General features: G+C 29.5%; 17 protein-coding genes. 3 read left to right on the forward strand and 14 right to left on the reverse strand.

Features of this window, described 5'->3' with window-relative positions; translation table 11 throughout:
- Positions 1 to 15 precede the first annotated feature (15 nt).
- Entirely contained in the window at positions 16 to 777 is a 762-nt protein-coding gene (locus ACSYT2_RS14500; protein ID WP_438385085.1) for a methyltransferase, read from the reverse strand.
- 215 nt (positions 778 to 992) lie between these two features.
- Between ACSYT2_RS14500 and ACSYT2_RS14505 the strand changes: the two genes are divergently transcribed.
- Positions 993 to 1,322 carry a HesB-like protein gene (locus ACSYT2_RS14505; RefSeq protein WP_430856864.1) on the forward strand — a complete coding sequence of 110 codons (330 nt, stop codon included), beginning with the start codon at positions 993 to 995 and terminating at the stop codon, positions 1,320 to 1,322.
- Between the two features lie 54 nt (positions 1,323 to 1,376).
- On the opposite strand, the gene ACSYT2_RS14510 is transcribed toward ACSYT2_RS14505, so the two are convergent.
- The 5 genes from ACSYT2_RS14510 to yjbM form a co-directional block, all read right to left on the reverse strand.
- Positions 1,377 to 2,030, reverse strand: coding sequence for a hypothetical protein (locus ACSYT2_RS14510; protein WP_430856865.1), 654 nt, complete (start codon positions 2,028 to 2,030; stop codon positions 1,377 to 1,379).
- 70 nt (positions 2,031 to 2,100) lie between these two features.
- On the reverse strand, positions 2,101 to 3,438 hold the full coding sequence (locus ACSYT2_RS14515; RefSeq protein WP_438385086.1) for a vWA domain-containing protein: 1,338 nt from the start codon (positions 3,436 to 3,438) through the stop codon (positions 2,101 to 2,103).
- Positions 3,439 to 3,446: 8 nt separating this feature from the next.
- Positions 3,447 to 4,529 (reverse strand): AAA family ATPase, encoded by a 1,083-nt coding sequence (locus ACSYT2_RS14520; protein WP_430856867.1) that lies wholly within the window; start codon positions 4,527 to 4,529, stop codon positions 3,447 to 3,449.
- A 15-nt stretch (positions 4,530 to 4,544) separates the two neighbouring features.
- Positions 4,545 to 5,324 carry a hypothetical protein gene (locus tag ACSYT2_RS14525; protein ID WP_430856868.1) on the reverse strand — a complete coding sequence of 260 codons (780 nt, stop codon included), beginning with the start codon at positions 5,322 to 5,324 and terminating at the stop codon, positions 4,545 to 4,547.
- A 329-nt stretch (positions 5,325 to 5,653) separates the two neighbouring features.
- Positions 5,654 to 6,448, reverse strand: coding sequence for a GTP diphosphokinase (yjbM, locus tag ACSYT2_RS14530; protein ID WP_430856869.1), 795 nt, complete (start codon positions 6,446 to 6,448; stop codon positions 5,654 to 5,656).
- Between the two features lie 146 nt (positions 6,449 to 6,594).
- Between yjbM and ACSYT2_RS14535 the strand changes: the two genes are divergently transcribed.
- Positions 6,595 to 7,272 (forward strand): DUF2225 domain-containing protein, encoded by a 678-nt coding sequence (locus ACSYT2_RS14535; protein ID WP_430856870.1) that lies wholly within the window; start codon positions 6,595 to 6,597, stop codon positions 7,270 to 7,272.
- Positions 7,273 to 7,363: 91 nt separating this feature from the next.
- Positions 7,364 to 8,317, forward strand: coding sequence for a methyl-accepting chemotaxis protein (locus tag ACSYT2_RS14540; RefSeq protein ID WP_430856871.1), 954 nt, complete (start codon positions 7,364 to 7,366; stop codon positions 8,315 to 8,317).
- 40 nt (positions 8,318 to 8,357) lie between these two features.
- Here ACSYT2_RS14540 and ACSYT2_RS14545 read toward each other — a convergent pair whose 3' ends face one another.
- The 8 genes from ACSYT2_RS14545 to ACSYT2_RS14580 all read right to left on the reverse strand — a co-directional run bounded on the left by ACSYT2_RS14545 (position 8,358) and on the right by ACSYT2_RS14580 (position 17,320).
- Positions 8,358 to 9,044: a metallophosphoesterase gene (locus ACSYT2_RS14545; RefSeq protein ID WP_438385087.1), complete on the reverse strand. Its 687-nt coding sequence runs from the start codon at positions 9,042 to 9,044 to the stop codon at positions 8,358 to 8,360.
- A gap of 7 nt (positions 9,045 to 9,051) precedes the next feature.
- Positions 9,052 to 9,315, reverse strand: a complete 264-nt coding sequence (locus ACSYT2_RS14550) for an EscU/YscU/HrcU family type III secretion system export apparatus switch protein (protein ID WP_430856873.1) — start codon at positions 9,313 to 9,315, stop codon at positions 9,052 to 9,054.
- Between the two features lie 65 nt (positions 9,316 to 9,380).
- Positions 9,381 to 11,318, reverse strand: coding sequence for a flagellar hook-length control protein FliK (locus ACSYT2_RS14555; RefSeq protein ID WP_430856874.1), 1,938 nt, complete (start codon positions 11,316 to 11,318; stop codon positions 9,381 to 9,383).
- A 129-nt stretch (positions 11,319 to 11,447) separates the two neighbouring features.
- Entirely contained in the window at positions 11,448 to 12,668 is a 1,221-nt protein-coding gene (gene tyrS / locus ACSYT2_RS14560; protein ID WP_430856875.1) for a tyrosine--tRNA ligase, read from the reverse strand.
- Positions 12,669 to 12,892: 224 nt separating this feature from the next.
- Positions 12,893 to 13,303, reverse strand: coding sequence for a hypothetical protein (locus ACSYT2_RS14565; protein ID WP_430856876.1), 411 nt, complete (start codon positions 13,301 to 13,303; stop codon positions 12,893 to 12,895).
- 255 nt (positions 13,304 to 13,558) lie between these two features.
- Complete coding sequence (locus ACSYT2_RS14570; RefSeq protein WP_438385088.1) at positions 13,559 to 14,638, reverse strand: GGDEF domain-containing protein; 1,080 nt, start codon at positions 14,636 to 14,638, stop codon at positions 13,559 to 13,561.
- 164 nt (positions 14,639 to 14,802) lie between these two features.
- Positions 14,803 to 15,918, reverse strand: coding sequence for a Ger(x)C family spore germination protein (locus ACSYT2_RS14575; protein ID WP_430856878.1), 1,116 nt, complete (start codon positions 15,916 to 15,918; stop codon positions 14,803 to 14,805).
- Entirely contained in the window at positions 15,899 to 17,320 is a 1,422-nt protein-coding gene (locus tag ACSYT2_RS14580; RefSeq protein ID WP_438385089.1) for a spore germination protein, read from the reverse strand. Before ACSYT2_RS14580 ends, ACSYT2_RS14575 begins: the two co-directional genes overlap by 20 nt.
- Between the last annotated feature and the right edge of the window lie 48 nt (positions 17,321 to 17,368).

Below are 17,368 nucleotides of genomic sequence, written 5' to 3' on the forward strand. Positions count from 1 at the left end.
TTTTTATAGTAAATATTATATAAATTCTTCTTCACCTTCATTAAGTATAGTTTTAAAAGCTGCAAGAACCTCACTAACTAGCTCTTCATCCAACCTTTTATAATCTTTAATATATCCTGATTTATCCAAATTATTTGATATATCCTTACTCATATCCATCCATATCTCTGGTATGAATACCCAAACGATTTCATCATAGCTACAACTTAAAAGAAAGTGCTCCATCCCCCAGAAAGTATAGTTTTCAATATCATGAAGATCGTTAAACTTTATATAATCCTCAACTACCTTTAATGAAAGTTTATACTCATATATATCTACATAAAAGAAATCAAACTTTTCCCTTTTTGCTTCATAAGCATCACCTAGAATTACTTTAATTTTTTTATTATTTTTAAAATTTCTCTTATATAAATCTATTACATCCTGACTAATCTCATATACTACTATTTCTTTTACTTCCTTTTTCTTTGCCATCTCCTGAACTACATAACCTAGTCCTAGACCTACTACCCCAACTTTACCCTTTGCAAATTTTATTGCCTCATAAGAGCTTTCTATCTCCTTTGGACCTATTCTCATCCAAACTCTTTCTTCTCCTATTAATTCAGGTATAGATACCTTAAGTTCTCCTTTACTCTCATAAAGATATCCATCTATAATTCCTTGAAGTCCATCCCTCTTAATGATTTTATATTTACCTACTTCATCTACTTTAATATTTATGCTGTATTCTTTTATTTTATCTATAATAAATTTTTCATTATATGGCTTCATCTTTAACTACTCCTTATCTTAGAATTAATAGTTATTTTATAATTTAGAATAATTTTTTTCATTGGTGTAACACTATTTATGTTATCATTATACCCGTAAGAGTTCAATCTGAACAGTATTCTAATAAAAACTTCTTGAAAATAATAGGAGATGTGTTATACTATATGTAATGATACAAGTTATCAATTAATAAAAATTATAAGTAGGTGTAATATATGAAAAATATAACAATAAATGAAGATGCATATAAAGAATTCAAGGAATTCTTAGACGAAAATAAAGTTGACGGATATAATATAAGAATTAACTTTGCTGGTAGTGCTTGTAGTGGTCCTGTTTTTAACATATCAGTAAGCGAAGCTACTGATGCTGATGTAACAGAAGTTGTTAATGATATTACATTCATCGTTGAGAAAACATTAATCGATGAATTCGGTGGATTTATAATCCTTTCAAGTGAAGAAAACCAAGGAAGAGGTCTTTCATTAAAGCCAGTTATCGAATCTGAAGGTGGATGCGGAAGCTGTGGCGGTGGATGTCACTAATTCTTAATTTTAAAAAAACAGACTATATTCTGAAGAATATAGTCTGTTTTTTTATTAACTTGTAAAGTTCATATCAATATATTTCTCATTAATATCATTAACACCTTCAAGCATATCTATCCAATAATATTTTTTAATTATCTTTTTCATTCTCTCTTCATCTACAACATCCCTTAAATACATGCTGTAAAATTCAGTATAATATGTATTAATCTCTTCCGCTAGGCTCTTTATTCTTTCGAAGACTTTTAGAATTTCTCCATTAAGTACAATTTTAGAAGACTGAGTCTTCATCTCTCTATCTAAAATAGATAGTAAATACTCTTCTATCTTCCCATTTATATCAACTAATGTATTTTTATTAGTCTCTATATTTTTTTTAAATTTAAATAAGGACTTATTTCCTTTGTAAAATGAATAATCATCCCATAGATTAATAGTGCTATCTGAAATATCTCCATAATTTTTATATAACCTCAAAACATCCATATTATCGATGCTCCCAATTTCTATTGCAGTATCTAATATCCCAATATTACTTTCATTTGTAAATCTTATATTTTCAATATTTTTATATGATTCCATACCTACCCTATATTGGGATTTGTAATTACTTGCAGAAATATAAACGTTTACCATAAAACTTATAAATAGTATTCCTACTACGAATAACATATAGTCTCCAGGTTTTCTTGCTTTTTTACTCATGAACTCCCCCCCACTCTATATATATTACCATAAGTTTTACATATAGACTATGTAAAATTTTCCCTTGATTTTACCTAGCCCAATCAGTAATTACTTCTCTAACATAATCTAGAGCTGATCCATTTCCTTTATCCTTTTTAACCTTTCTATTAATTCTCTTAACTTCTCCGTAGGGCTTATTCAATGAAAGTTCCTCATCTCCAGTAAGAACCCATATTGTCTTTTTATTTATTGGCCTTGATATTAGTTCTTTTTCTCCTACTCCATCCGTAAAATAAATTAATATATTGTTTCTTAAATTGTGTTCTTTTATATACTCAAATACAGGGGCAAAAGCAGTTGATCCACTTTTTTCGCTCCTACTTTTAATATCCTTCGGTGTTCTTAGTTTATATATTCTTCTTATTTCATTATCACACTCTATTACAGTTATATTTGTATCATTATTTCTAGTTATAGCCAATATCTCTATCATTATCTTTTTTATATCTTCATCTGTCATACTAGCACTTATATCAATGGCAACTATTAGTTCTGGTATATTATTAGATAGTTTACCTCTCAAATCCATTCTATCTGGCTGTCTTCTATCTCTTCTAGTAATTGTCTTTTTATATCCTGACTTCATGGATGGAATTAATCTTTTAAGGATTTCTTCCCAAGATAGTTCTTCTTTTTGCTCATAAGCACTAATTATTTTGTAAAGGTCCTCAGGTTTATTACTATCTTTAAGACTAATAGCTATTTTCTTAACATTCTCTTTAATACTTTTATCGCTTACATCAATATCCTCCCAAATTTCATGAGCTTTTGATATATCTATCTCTCTTGCAACTGAATCACTATTTTTATCCTTCTTTGATTTATCTATTCTTTTATTTATAGCTTTTTGGATTTCCTTTGCATATTCCTCTATTGCCCTATTGCTTTTAAGCTCAACATCTAATTCCCTACTTACAGTTTCTAATCGTTGTGCCTCCATTGGCATATTCTTAATATATTGATTAATAGAAATATCTAATGCCATTGATATAGCCTCATTACTAAAACTATCTTTTAATGATTTCTCCCTATCATAATGAGAATACATCATATGGTATATTTCATGTTTGAATAATGCAGCCATTTCTTTTTTGTCATTTTGCAAGAATAAAATAGGATTGAAATACATTAAGAAACCATCCATTTTAGGCATAGTTGCAAGGGGCCATGTAATATCTAGACGTATCCCCCGTTCTATTTTTATCATAAACCCACCAAAAAAATTATCTTCACTATCTAGCATCCCTATTATAATTGTACTTACTAAATCAAAAAATTCCCTTTTGAAATCATCAGTTAAATCTTCATTACTTTTTAATAACAACGCCCTTTCAAGAAGGGCGTCTCTCTTTTCTAAAAATGTCATATCATCACCTATATTTGCACATAAATTTCAAAAAAGGCTTCTATAAATTCATCACAATCTAATAATCTATTATAAATTTCATTTGAATAGTCTTTTTTGATTTCTTTCATAATTCCTAACCTTAAATCTCTTGGATAAATCTTTAACAATTCTGAGAATAATTTAATATCCCTATCCTTTTTACTTCCATCTATATAATTTAAGGAATTCTTTGCAAGTATATATAACCTTGAGTGAGATTCATTTTTTAAATCTTCTCTTAATTCTATTGGTAAAACTTCATAACTAAATAAATCTTCCATAGATATTAATGGCTTCCTCATATTAGAGATATAATTTGCAAAATCAGTGGTTATACTTTCCCCAACATTTCCTCTTACTACATTTAAAAAAGTATTTATAGAATACTTTGAGCCTGGCATTTTATAAATAGTATATGCCTTTGATATCCTCTCCCAGCTTCTTGGAGTTGCCTTTAAACTTTCTCTTGAATTAGGTGTATGCAAATAATTCGGAAATGATGATAAAAACTCTATTATATCTTCATGTATTTTTCCGCTACCCATACCCCATCTAATCCACTCTTTTATATCTGATTCCATTTCAATCCATACAAATCTATCCTCTTGAGCTGGATCCATATCTACTACTTGATAATCACTATTTTCATAACTTTCATATTTATTTGATGGATTCATGGCTGCAATTATTTTTACTTCATTACCCAATCTATATCCATTTATTTCTCTATTTAATATTAGGTTCATAAGTTCTTGTTGAACTGTATGCTCACATCTATTAAGCTCATCTATAAATAATAGTACTTCACTATTATTTTTAAGTAGATTACTTACCTCTACTAACTTATGATGAGTTGCATAAATTGTTTGACCATTTTGTACCGTTGGTAATCCACCAATTTCACCTTCTTTTAGAAGGTTTGCATCTATTGTAACTAACTCGTATTTATTGTTATTAGCTAATCTATGAGCTAATGCTGTCTTCCCTATTCCACTTTCTCCTATTACAAGAGGTACCTCTCCAGCTTCAATGATTAAGTTAATAGTATCTAATACTTCTGAAAATTTCATTCTTATTTCCTCCTGCTACTTTGAAAGAGTATGGTCTACAACAATTTTCTTTGCTCTCTTGCTACCATGCTCCCATACAAGCTCTCCTTTATCCATTTCTAAAATTTCAAGTTCTAAAAAGTCTATAATAAATTTATCTGTAAAATTATCATTTTCTAACTTCTCTACTATTACATCTACTACTAAGTCAGGATCTATAGTTTCATAAACATATTTTACTATATTTATATTATCTCCCATAAATATCTTAAGCTCATCTAAATCATAATTTTGTATGAAATGAATAGCCTCTTCATGACTCTTTATAGCTGCTCTATTAACTTCCAAGGATGGCTTATTAATAAACCTTATTGCTCCCCAATAATTAGCTATGGCTCTTAATTGAACATCCTCTGATGGATTCTTTATATACTTAATAGCATCATAATCCTTTTCAACTGCCATTAAACATAATTCTTCTGTGGGGTTGTTAATATACTGTATAGCCCATCCCTTAGTATTTACAGCTTCTTTCTGAACTTCATAAGATGGGTTCTTTATTAACTTTAAGGAATTCCATAAAAGCCTTACAGATAATAAAGCTAACTCTTCTTCTAATTCATTCATATACTCTACTGCAAGAGGATTGCTCTCTATTGCTTCCTTCTTTAATTCAAATGAAGGATTCTCTATAAATTTAATAGCTATACCACTTTTCTTAATGGCAGCCCTAATAACTTCTTCACTTGGATTATCTATATCTTCTAGAATCATTGGATTCTCTCTAACTTGTTTTAATAATAATCTATCGTCCATAATCTTTCTCCTATACATTAGTATACTTATATATTATATTATTCAATAATGATTATCAAGTAATAGTAATATTTTTTATTTGTTATATTTAAATTTATATCTTTATCCTTATATTTAAAAAAAATCTCAAAACAAATAAATGTCTTGAGATTATATATTCACTTCTATTCTTCCAGCAAAGAGATTTTATTTTTTTAATTTACCATTATATTTCAGTTAACCTTCTTTAATATATTACATACATTAAAAGTATTTAATTTTACTATTTTATTCATAATAGAAATACGTAATTATAAGCAATTACATATTCCTATATAATCTTATCTACACTAATTCTCCTTAAACTTTTCTATATCCCTTTTAATAGAAAATAATAAACTATTAAGTTCCCAAACTTCCCCTTCTTCTATTAACTTATTTAAGGACTTTTCATATCTACTTGCCTCTGCCACTCGCCCTAATGAACTAAGGGTTAAAATTCTATTCATAATATTTGAAATAATATCTGATTTAACCTCAAATAACTTTTGTGCATCCTTAATTTCATCCTTTATTTCAAGCATTTCTTCATCTAATCTAAAAGCTGCATCTGCTGCACTTTTTAATTTCCCCTTAAGTTCTGGAGGGATTTGTTGCTTATACTTATAATTCAAAGAATGTTCTATAGTTGCCCAGAAATTCATAGCTAATGTTCTTATTTGAAACTCTGCTAATATTTCAACTGGACCACTTGCCATATTAACCGGATACTTTATTATCATATGATAACTTCTATATCCACTATTTTTAACATTCTTAACATAGTCTTTCTCATAAAGGATTTGCATATCCTTCCTACCCCTTAGAATCTCAACAACAGTATCTATATCATCAACAAATTGGCACATAACTCTTATACCTGCAATATCTTCAAGTTCATATGCAACTCTATCTATGGGTATCTCAAATTTATTTGCCTTCTCTAGAATACTAGAAACCTCCTTAACTCTCCCAGTTACAAATTCAACAGGAGAATATTCATTCTTTCTTCTATATTCTTTTCTTATACTTCTAAGCTTTACTTTAAGTTCTTCTACCGCTTGTTCATAGGGCATTAGAAAACTCTTCCAATTATTTACTGCCATAAAAACCACCCTTACAAAGTCCTTCATAATCTATTATATCAAAAACTTACTATTATGTAGATATCCTTTTAATTTAATTCCATATTAAATTATGTTATAATTTAATATGGAATTAAATATTAACACACTAAAGAGGGGGATATGTAATGGATATAGATATTAACAAACATATTTTTGATAAAGAAATAGTTTGCCCTATATGTAATAATAAATTTAAAACTAAAGTTGTAAAGGTTAATTCCCCTAGAATAACTTCTAAGGATTCTGACCTTTTTATAAGATATTCAGTAGCTAATCCTTACTTATACGATGTATGGTTATGTAACAACTGCGGCTACGCTGCAATGAAAGCTGATTTTTTAAAAACTAAATCCTTTCATAGGGATCTTATATTAAATACTATAACAAAAAAATGGAATCCTAGAACTTATCCTGATGTATTAACACCAACTAATGCAGTAGAGCGATATAAATTAGCCCTACTTAGTGCAATCGCAATGGAAAAACCTAATAGCACTAAAGGAATGATTCTATTAAAAATATCCTGGATGTATAGATTACTAGAAGATTCTAGAGAACAAGATTTTTTAAATCAAGCCCTAAATACATTAACAGATGCATATGCTCTTGAAGATTTTCCAATATACGGGATGCAAAGAGATTCCTTATCATATCTAATAGGCGATTTAAATAGAAGATGTAATAACCACGAAGATGCATTAAAATGGTATTCAAAAGTAATTACTACTGTAGGCGCATCACAAAGAGTTAAGGAACTTGCTAGAAATGGAAAGGATTCCATAAAAGAGGGGAATTATAAATAAAATTGTCAAAATTTATTTTTTTTGCACTTTTGTGATATAATTAAATTAAATATAATCAAATGGGATAAGATAAAATAGGGAGGATTTATTTATGGGACTATTTACTAGAAACACTTCTGATAACAAGGCTATCGATATTCAACCAATCGAAGAGATTAATGTCTCAAAAATTTCTGAAGATGTAATTGATCAAATTAATTCTTTGGAAAATACAAGTAATAACATATCACTATCAATTCATGAGGTAAGCCAGTCAGTTAACACTCTAAGTAAAGCTACTGTTACTCAAAGCCAAGAAATAGATACAGCTGCTACTATACTAACAGACTTTAGCGATAGTATGGAAAAATTAGCATATAATATAACTAATGTTCAAATTAAGGTTTATGATACAGATGATGTATCTAACTCAGGAATAAGTTCTATTGAAAAATTAGATTCATCTTTAAATGATTTACAAGGTGCATTTACTGTTTCAAGCTCAACAGTTAATGAGCTAGTTTCTAAATTAGAATCTGTTAATAGCATTACTGATTCAATTAGTCAAATAGCAAGCCAAACTAATCTTCTATCTTTAAACGCTGCTATTGAAGCTGCAAGAGCCGGTGAAGCTGGTAAAGGTTTCTCAGTAGTTGCTGGAGAAGTTAGAAAACTTGCTGAAAATTCTAAACAAGCTGTTCATAGTATAACTACTATACTTGATGAAATAAAGAAAGATATAATAAATGCTTCTACTGCAATGAATCGTGGTAATGAAGCAATAGCTATTCAGCAATCAACTTTAAGTGAAACTAAAAATAGTTTTACAAGTATTAAAAGCTCTATTCATGAAGCTACAACTGAAATTAATGATTGTATTGAAAATTTAGCTATGGCTGCTGCCCAAAAAGATGATGTACTTAAGGCTGTTCAAAAGGCTAATACTATCTCACAAGAACATACTGCATTAGCACAAGAGATTGCTGCTACTATAGATGTACAAGCAAGTGGAATTGAAGAATTTAACGATACACTTTCTTCACTTGCAACAAAAATAAAAGAATAATATTATAAAAAATGATGTAGGATTTATCCTACATCATTTTTTATAATATTATTCTTGGGCAAAAATCAACATAATCTGCAGAGGTCATAATATATTCTATTCCATTTACATTTCCATCTAGAACCCTCCCTAGGGCTGGACCATGTAAATGTCCATATATGACTTTTTCAACATTATACTCTTTAAAAATCTCAACGAACCCTGATTCTTCGAATCTCTCATTAGTTGGTGGATAGTGTATCATAACAATAAACTTTTTATATCCAGCTTTTTTAGCTACTTCTAAAGAAAGTCTCAACCTTAAAAGCTCCCTGGAATAAATCTTTGCATCTTTTTCAGTAAACTTATCTGTTCCTGGACACATCCACCCTCTTGTACCGCATATTGCATAATCTTCATATATATAAAAGTTATTCTGAAGAAACTTAGTATATTCATACATTTTATTTAGCTTACTTATACTTCCCCACCAATAATCATGATTTCCTTTTGAAATTATCTTCTTTCCTGGAAGCTCATTTATCCAATTTAAATCATAAAGACTATCTTCCGCCTTCATAGCCCAAGATATATCTCCTGCGATAAGAACAGTGTCTTCTGGTTTTACAAGTCTAAGCCAATTACCTTTTATTTTCTCATCATGTTTACTCCACTTTTCCCCAAATATATCCATAGGTTTATCTGCATTAAAGGCTAAATGTAAATCTGATATAGCATAAAGTGCCATTATTTAATCACCTTTCTATTAATTTATCTAAATCTGTAACATAGGCAATAACATGTGCAACAGCTTCATATAACTCTGATGGTATTGAATCACCAACATCAACATTACATAAAAGATCAGTAAGCTCCTTATTATAAACTATAGGAACATCATTTTCATCTGCTCTCTCTATAATTTTATCAGCTATATGTCCCATCCCTGCAGCTGTAACTACTGGTGCATCAAAGTTTTGCTCATATTTTAAAGCAGCTGCCTTTCTTCTTTGCTTCATGTTATCCCTCCTATCTTTACCACCTTTAATATTATCTCCTTTAGCTCTCTAGGTCAATCACCTATCTATACCTTAGTATCAATTGCCCTAGTATTATGATCATTAAAGAAATCCCTACAGGTAGTCAATCCAACTTCTTCTGCTTTTTTTGTAACTATAACATTTACTGAAAGCCCTATTTTCTCCAATCCTTCAACTAGCTTAGACTTCCCCATATTTAATGGCTTAACAAATTTCTCATCACATTTTAAATCTACATCAAGTCTTTTTTCCCTAATACTTAAATATCCATCTATTGTACCTAAATTTACTGTTTTAACTGATACAACCATTTTAACATTAGTCTTATCTATTTTCTTACCATCTTTTCTGTTATCTTTAATTATAAGTTTACATGGGTACTCTTGCTGGTTTTGTGTTATTGGGATATCTAAATAATAGTATTCATTGCTTATTGAATTTAATAATTTAAAATCATTTATACTTCCTTTTAGGAGTTCCATTACCTTTTCAATACCTTGCCCCTTAATTTCTGTATGAGCAATAAGATCTTTAATTACATCTTTCATGCTTTCTACTTTAGCTTTTATATCATCTCTAATAATATCTTTTGATGTTAAAATTATTTTTTCTTTATTTATAACCTCCTTTGTTAGATCTTCTTTTAAGTTACTTATATTAGCTCCCTCTTTCTTTGCTATTCCCTCTACAACCTTATCTTCACTTATAATTTTATTTTGAACTACTTCTTCATTATTATAATTACCATTATTCCCAGGTTCCTTTACATTAATTTCCTTGTTTAAATTAGCACCATCACTTATTTTAGTATCATTAAACTTAAAGTTTAAAATATCTTTGAATTTATTAAATTCCCCCTCCGTGACTTCCACATCTTTTCCTAGAAATTGTGATAAAACCTTATTTAAGCTTTCCTTTGTTACTTCACTATCACCAATGATACTCTGTTTTATTATTTCAAATAACTTATCCTCTGATAAATTATTTAGTCTTGTCATAGCTTTATTATATTCACTAGTTGTAAATTCATTAACCCTTGCTGTTAGTACATCTTTCAACGGCTCCTTAATTAACTCTGTTTCACTACCAAGCATAGACTTTAACAAAGATAGCATACTAACTTTACTCTTTGAGGTATCATTAGAATCATATATTTTAGAGGCTAGTGTATTATTTACTACTTTTGAATATTCCTTATTTTCAACTCCCTTACCTTGTATATCTTTATTCTCCAGAGGTATTTCCTTCTTAAATACCTCTGGAGATTCCACATCTAATTCAGTAAGGTTCTTAGCTATATCATCAAAATACTCTTTAATTGTCCCATCACCTTTAAAAAGCTTATTATAACTTTCTATATTCTCTTTATTTAATTCAATATTATTTTCTAAAAATAATAATATATCATCTTCTGATAAAGTCTTAAAGCTACTGAAAAATTCTGTTAACATATTTCTTATATTCTTTCCTTCTTCGCTGGTAGCTGATACTCCCTTTCCAATTAAAAATTTCTCTATAAATTTATCCATTTCCTCAGGATTTTCATTAATTTTGCTGTTAAATTGAGTTAAACTTTTTATAAAGGTTATATTATCTTTTGTTAAAGGAATATTATGTTTCACCATCATCCTAAGAAGGGATTCATCCCCTTTGCTTAATCCTTCTTTGTTTACAATATCCCCTATACTATCTTTAGTTAAAGTTTCTCCACCTTGTTCTCTTCTTACTATCTTTAATTTAAGCTTACCATCCTCGAAGCCTTCTACTTCAAATCTTACCATTCCTTGATCTTCTGGATTGAATTCACCATCTATTTCTGCTGCAAACTGCCACCCGTCAGAAAGTTTTACTACAACTTCCTTCCCCTGTCCCTTATTTACTATTCTACCATTGAATTTTTCTCCTACTTCAAATGTAAGCTTACTAGATACCTTTTTATTATTGACATTATAACCATTATTTAAATTCCAAATTGCTGGCATAATAACCTACTCCTTAATCCATCTTTGCTACTTTATTTATCGTACTCTTTATTCTAAAATTAACCTCATTTATATAATAAAAAAAGAGAGTACTGCATAAGCAATAATCTCTTTTTATCTATTCTAACACTAATTTAATTCAATCTTATTATAATTTTTCTTTCCTCTTTTAACTAAAGCAGATCCATCCTTAAAATCTTCCTCTACTATAGTTCTCTTGAAGTCAGTTACCTTATCTCCATTTAATGATAATCCACCTTGTTGAACTAATCTCTTTCCTTCAGCCTTTGATGGTATGATCTTATTATCAACTAAAACTTGAAGTAACTCTTCACCTAATTTATCTCTTGATATTGAAACTGTTGGAACATTGCTCATATCTGCACCACCAGAGAATAATGCTTCTGCTGCTACTTGAGCCTTCGTAGCTTCTTCTTCTCCATGAACTAATTTAGTCACTTCGAAAGCTAACACTTTCTTAGCATCATTTATTGCTGAGCCTTCTAAGGCACCTAATCTTCTTACTTCATCCATTGGTAAGAATGTTAATAACGCTAAACATTTTTCAACATCTGCATCATCAACGTTTCTCCAGTATTGATAGAACTCAAATGGAGATACCTTTTCTGGATCTAGCCATAATGCCCCACCAACAGTCTTTCCCATCTTTTGGCCTTGACTATTAGTTAATAAAGTACAAGTCATGGCAGAAGCTTCCCCTTGAGCCTTTCTTCTTATAAGCTCAACACCTGCAATCATATTTGACCATTGATCATCTCCACCTAATTGCATTTTACAACCATATTTTTGATTTAAAACATAGAAATCATATCCTTGCATTAACATATAGTTAAACTCTAAAAAAGATAGTCCCTTCTCTAATCTTTGCTTAAAGCATTCTGCACTAAGCATTCTATTAACAGAGAAGTGAGTTCCTACCTCCCTTAAGAAATCAACGTAGTTAAGACCTAATAGCCAATCTGCATTGTTTACAATTAAAGCCTTATCATCTGAAAAATCTATAAATCTTTCCATTTGCTTCTTTATGGAATCAACATTATGTTGAATTTGCTCCTTAGTAAGCATCTTTCTCATGTCTGTCTTACCACTTGGGTCTCCTACCATAGCGGTTCCCCCACCAAGTAATGCAATTGGTCTATGTCCTGCTCTTTGCATATGTGCCATAAACATCATTGCAATAAAATGTCCTACGTGTAAACTATCTGCTGTTGGATCAAAGCCTATATAAAAAGTTATTTTCTCCTTTTCTAGCAATTCTCTAGTCTCAGCCTCATGAGTGAATTGCTTTATGTATCCACGGTCCAATAACTCATCCAATACATTAGCCATAATTATACCTCCAATATTTGTTCCTTAAATTTGCCTATATATTTAATAGTATAACCTTATTATATCCAATTATCAACTTGTGAATAATTAATCATACCATCTAAAATAACATAAATAATTAGGATTACTTACAATAAACATTTACTAAAAATTCTCCCTTTAATGCAAAATAGAAGCCCTTCGGCTTCTATTTTATCTATAATAAACAGTAATTGTTTTCAAACTCATGCAACATAATCCCTAATAAATTCCGGAACCTCTTCTTGTTCGTAATTAATATTCATATACAGGTTAAAGTTAAATTTCCTTGATAAATTATAAATCTTTTTAAATAAATAAGATGTTTCTCTAATACTACAAGATATAATATTACAAACACCATCAATATAGATGTTCTCAATATCATAGTTTGCTGAAATAATCCCACATAGTAATCCGTAAAATCCATCACAATCAGATATATCTAAATCCTCTGTTGATATAAATCTTATCTTCCTGTCCACTTGCCTAATGTAGCTCGAATCATCATCTATATATACTGAATCTCCCTTAGCTTTAGTTAACTGTGCATTCGCTAAATCAATCAACCTCTTAGTCTTTCCTGAACCTCTCTTATCACAGAATACTTGAATCATTAGGACCACTCCTTATTCATTTATTTATTTTTAAAAGATAGTATTAACTATCATTAAAATCATCTTTATACTATCAGAAACTAACTTCCCTCCTCTTTAATATATATATTCTCTTTATTCTAAAATATTTATTATTTAAATCTTTATTTAAAATTATATATAACTTATCCTAACTTGAACCTTTCTAACCTCTATAAATTCATAAAATAAAAAAGCACACTATAATAATTAAAATATTACAGTGTGCCAAACTAACTATACTACAAAATCAGATATTAAAACCATGTTCTTACCTAATGCTTTACTTCTGTAAAGGAATTTATCAGCAGTCTTAATAACCTCATTAATTGTTTTTCCATCCTCCGGGAAATATCCTATCCCAAAACTAGCTGTTATACTTTTTGATATATTATCCTTAACAATTATATTTTTTTCAATGCACACTCTAATGGCTTCTATCTTATCATATACACTCCGTACACTATCAACCTTACTAATATATATTATAAGTTCCTCACCACCATAACGTGCTAAAATATCATCAGGCTCCAACATATTTTTTATAACTTCTGTTGTCCTGATTAATACTTCATCTCCAAATTGATGACCATAGTTATCATTAAACTTTTTAAAGCCATCTAAATCAACCATTACTATTGCATATGGTTTATCCTGATTATTTCTTGCATTCTCCTCTATGGCCTTAAAAAAATATCTCCTATTGTATATTCCTAATAAAGGATCCATTTTAGCAGTCTCTTGTATCTCCCTATATAGCATTGAATTTTCAATTGCTATTGCAATCTGATTTGCTATTGCCCTTAGGAACTTTTCATGTTCCAAATCTAAAAAGTTATATAAATGATGCTCCACCAAAATAAAGCCCGTATATTTATCTCTTATCTTTATAGGCATTCCCATAGCTGACCTAATCTCAAGTGAATACTTATCATAAAACCTAACTGGGTCCTTTGAATTAATTAAATAACTTTTTCCTTCTTTTATATAATAATTTTCATCTTCAGTTAATTCCATATTTTCCACGTTCATATTTGTTGCCTTAACTACTAAACTTCCATTCTCTTCCAAATAAATTGTAGAATGAGCAACACCTAATAAGCCCAAAACCATATCATTAATCATTGCTATAAGGTTTTCGTCACTTAAAAATGAATTTATGTATTTGCTTATTTCTACTATGTTAGCTAAAGCGTTCATATCCTTCTCAAGCTTCATATTTTTATTAGATAATTTCTGTATCTCTAACTCTACAAAGGCTTGATAATTTTCATATTCACTCTTTAACTTTTCATATTTAAGATAATAATCTTCCATTTCCCCACCCACCTTATATGGAAGTCTTTTGTAATATGAATAAAATATGTTATCACCTACTATGATACGTTATTTAGCCATATTTATCAACAGAAAAAAGACATGATTTATTCATTTTGTGAATTAAATTAAAATAATAATTTTAATTTAATTATTTTAATATTTTATAGGCTATCTCTAACAAGACTACTTCCATCAATTGTTATATCAATAGTTACATTTAACTCTGTATTACCTAATATGTCTTTTACATTACTATTAGGTAATTTTTCATTTACCAATTTAACAACACCTAATATATCAATTCCCTTTTCCTGATATTCCTTGTAAAAACTCTCTAAATATCTCTCAAGCTTTTCCCCCTCTGTTCTTTCTATTGTATCCATAATTTCTTTATTAACCTTTAATTTACCCTGTATTTCTCCGATTGAAACCTTTAGTTCAATATTCTTTTTCAACTTAAACCCATCATCAACCTTTTCAATATTAGTTTTAGTATAATGTTCTAATATATCAAGAGTAATTAATTTATCATTCTCATCAGGATTTTGAACTTCGAATGTTCCTTCTCTTACTTTATTCTCTAATAAATTATAACTTAATACATCCTTCTGTTCTAGAGCTTCAACCATATGATTATCCTTCATGATTACTCCACCCTTTAACTCTATCTTCTGTTCAATGGAATCTTTTTTTAACTCTATTGCACTCATAAAGCTAAGGTTATTACCTATTAAGCTATCACTTATATAGTCATTTACATTCGAACTAATAACTTTACCATTTTCTTTGTTTTTATTAACTAGTTCATCTAAATACAATCCTAAATATTCTTCATCACTACTTGTTACATCTAACAGTGGCTTAACCTCACCAAAATACACAAACATATATGGTTTAAAGCCAAACTGTTGATCATTATTTATTATATCAATATATTTTTTTATTCCATTTCTAGCTGCCTGCTCTGTAAAAATATAGGCCCTTACTTGACTAAAATCTAGCTTATTACTAGATGCAACATCCATATCTCTTAAAGCTTCTAATGATGTTTTACCTCGCCCTTCAAATATTATCCTCTTCCCCTTATCAGAACTATCATTTGCATTTCTATAAGGCCTTACACAATCTAAATACAATATTACATTATCATACTCATCCCTATCAAAAATTATTGAAGTAGCAAAGGTAACCTTATTTATCTCTGTATAATTGAAGCAGCTAATCATACTAAAACTCAAACATATAATACCTAGAAAACTAGCTACTCTTTTTCCCATTATTATTTACTCCTCCCCTACCTATTATCTTTTTAGATATTCTATTTAAGTCTCCTCTAAATACAATATCCTGGAATTTGTAAGTACCCACACTTCCAAGTGGAAATAAGTATGAATATCCTCCAGTTTCTAAATCACCAAGCATTACTATAAATACCATAGTGATTATAAAAAATCCAGGCAATCCAAAGAGAGCACTCACAACAGTTATTATCAATGACCAAACCGACATTGCACCATATACCTTAGGTATTAAGAAATAGCTCAATGTACTGACTGCTACTACTATTATCGTTATTCTTGATGCTATACCTGCACCTACAACTGCATCACCTAATATTAATGCTGCTACTATGCTCATAGCTCCTCCAATTGGTTGAGGTAGCCTTAACCCTGCTTCCTTTATTAGCTGGAATGCTAGCATCATCATTATTACTTCTACTATTGTAGGCAAAGGTACACCAGCCCTAGATACTGCAAGCCTAAATACAAATAATGATGGTATTAAAGCAAAATGATAGGTCATTATAGCTAAATAGAATCCTGGTAAAAACATTGCTATTGCAAATGCAAACCATCTTAGGATTCTTGTAAAATTAGCAAAGTACTTATTCACATAGTAATCATCTGGTGCCTGGAAATTTTCCAAAAAGAAATATGGTACTGTTACTACAAATGGTGTACCATCAACTAGGACAGCAACTCTTCCTTCAAGTACTTTTGCTGCAACTTCATCAGGTTTTTCAGTATATCCCACAGTATCAAAAACAGATTTTTTACCTCGTAATTGATCCTCTATATAGTTTGTATCTAGTATAAAACTTAAATCCAAATTGTTTACAACTTCTTTTACATGATTTATTAAATAATCTGGTGCTATCCCTTTTATATAGGATATACATACCACTGTCTGACTCTTATCACCTACAAAAATAGGCTCAAATTTAAGATCTGAATTTTTTATTTTTCTTCTTATAAGGGATATATTATCTACAAAAAGTTCTGTGAATCCTTCCCTGGGGCCTTTAATAACTGATTCAGTAACAGGTATTGATACTCCTCTTCTTACAAAACCTTTAACTTCACAGTATATTATTTTTTCATGTTTCTCAAATAATAATACTATGTCACCTGATAAGATATGTAATACCGCATCATTGACATCTTTTGCATAATTAGCAATATTTATATCTAATACATTGGTCACTATATCCTCTACTTTTTTGCATGGATATTCTTTCTTTTTTAAAGGTGTAACAATATACTCACTTATAAATTGAGCACTACACAAATCATCTATGAAAACCAAAGTACACATTCCTAGGCTTGTCATAATCTCTCTGTATTTTACATCAAAAGCACCTTCAAATCTTTTTTTTACAATTTCAATATTTTCATTCATATACATCACCTAAAGATATTATCCCTCTATCTAAGTTTAATATTCCTT

Source organism: Clostridium zhoujianii (assembly GCF_051590805.1).
Classification (GTDB): Bacteria; Bacillota; Clostridia; order Clostridiales; family Clostridiaceae; genus Clostridium.

Excerpts from the sequence above, each read along its gene's own strand:
- ACSYT2_RS14500 (WP_438385085.1), bottom strand. The coding sequence starts at position 777 with ATGAAGCCATATAATGAAAAATTTATTATAGATAAAATAAAAGAATAC.
- ACSYT2_RS14505 (WP_430856864.1), top strand. The coding sequence starts at position 993 with ATGAAAAATATAACAATAAATGAAGATGCATATAAAGAATTCAAGGAA.
- ACSYT2_RS14510 (WP_430856865.1), bottom strand. The coding sequence starts at position 2,030 with ATGAGTAAAAAAGCAAGAAAACCTGGAGACTATATGTTATTCGTAGTA.
- ACSYT2_RS14515 (WP_438385086.1), bottom strand. The coding sequence starts at position 3,438 with ATGACATTTTTAGAAAAGAGAGACGCCCTTCTTGAAAGGGCGTTGTTA.
- ACSYT2_RS14520 (WP_430856867.1), bottom strand. The coding sequence starts at position 4,529 with ATGAAATTTTCAGAAGTATTAGATACTATTAACTTAATCATTGAAGCT.
- ACSYT2_RS14525 (WP_430856868.1), bottom strand. The coding sequence starts at position 5,324 with ATGGACGATAGATTATTATTAAAACAAGTTAGAGAGAATCCAATGATT.
- yjbM (WP_430856869.1), bottom strand. The coding sequence starts at position 6,448 with ATGGCAGTAAATAATTGGAAGAGTTTTCTAATGCCCTATGAACAAGCG.
- ACSYT2_RS14535 (WP_430856870.1), top strand. The coding sequence starts at position 6,595 with ATGGATATAGATATTAACAAACATATTTTTGATAAAGAAATAGTTTGC.
- ACSYT2_RS14540 (WP_430856871.1), top strand. The coding sequence starts at position 7,364 with ATGGGACTATTTACTAGAAACACTTCTGATAACAAGGCTATCGATATT.
- ACSYT2_RS14545 (WP_438385087.1), bottom strand. The coding sequence starts at position 9,044 with ATGGCACTTTATGCTATATCAGATTTACATTTAGCCTTTAATGCAGAT.
- ACSYT2_RS14550 (WP_430856873.1), bottom strand. The coding sequence starts at position 9,315 with ATGAAGCAAAGAAGAAAGGCAGCTGCTTTAAAATATGAGCAAAACTTT.
- ACSYT2_RS14555 (WP_430856874.1), bottom strand. The coding sequence starts at position 11,318 with ATGCCAGCAATTTGGAATTTAAATAATGGTTATAATGTCAATAATAAA.
- tyrS (WP_430856875.1), bottom strand. The coding sequence starts at position 12,668 with ATGGCTAATGTATTGGATGAGTTATTGGACCGTGGATACATAAAGCAA.
- ACSYT2_RS14565 (WP_430856876.1), bottom strand. The coding sequence starts at position 13,303 with ATGATTCAAGTATTCTGTGATAAGAGAGGTTCAGGAAAGACTAAGAGG.
- ACSYT2_RS14570 (WP_438385088.1), bottom strand. The coding sequence starts at position 14,638 with ATGGAAGATTATTATCTTAAATATGAAAAGTTAAAGAGTGAATATGAA.
- ACSYT2_RS14575 (WP_430856878.1), bottom strand. The coding sequence starts at position 15,918 with ATGGGAAAAAGAGTAGCTAGTTTTCTAGGTATTATATGTTTGAGTTTT.
- ACSYT2_RS14580 (WP_438385089.1), bottom strand. The coding sequence starts at position 17,320 with ATGAATGAAAATATTGAAATTGTAAAAAAAAGATTTGAAGGTGCTTTT.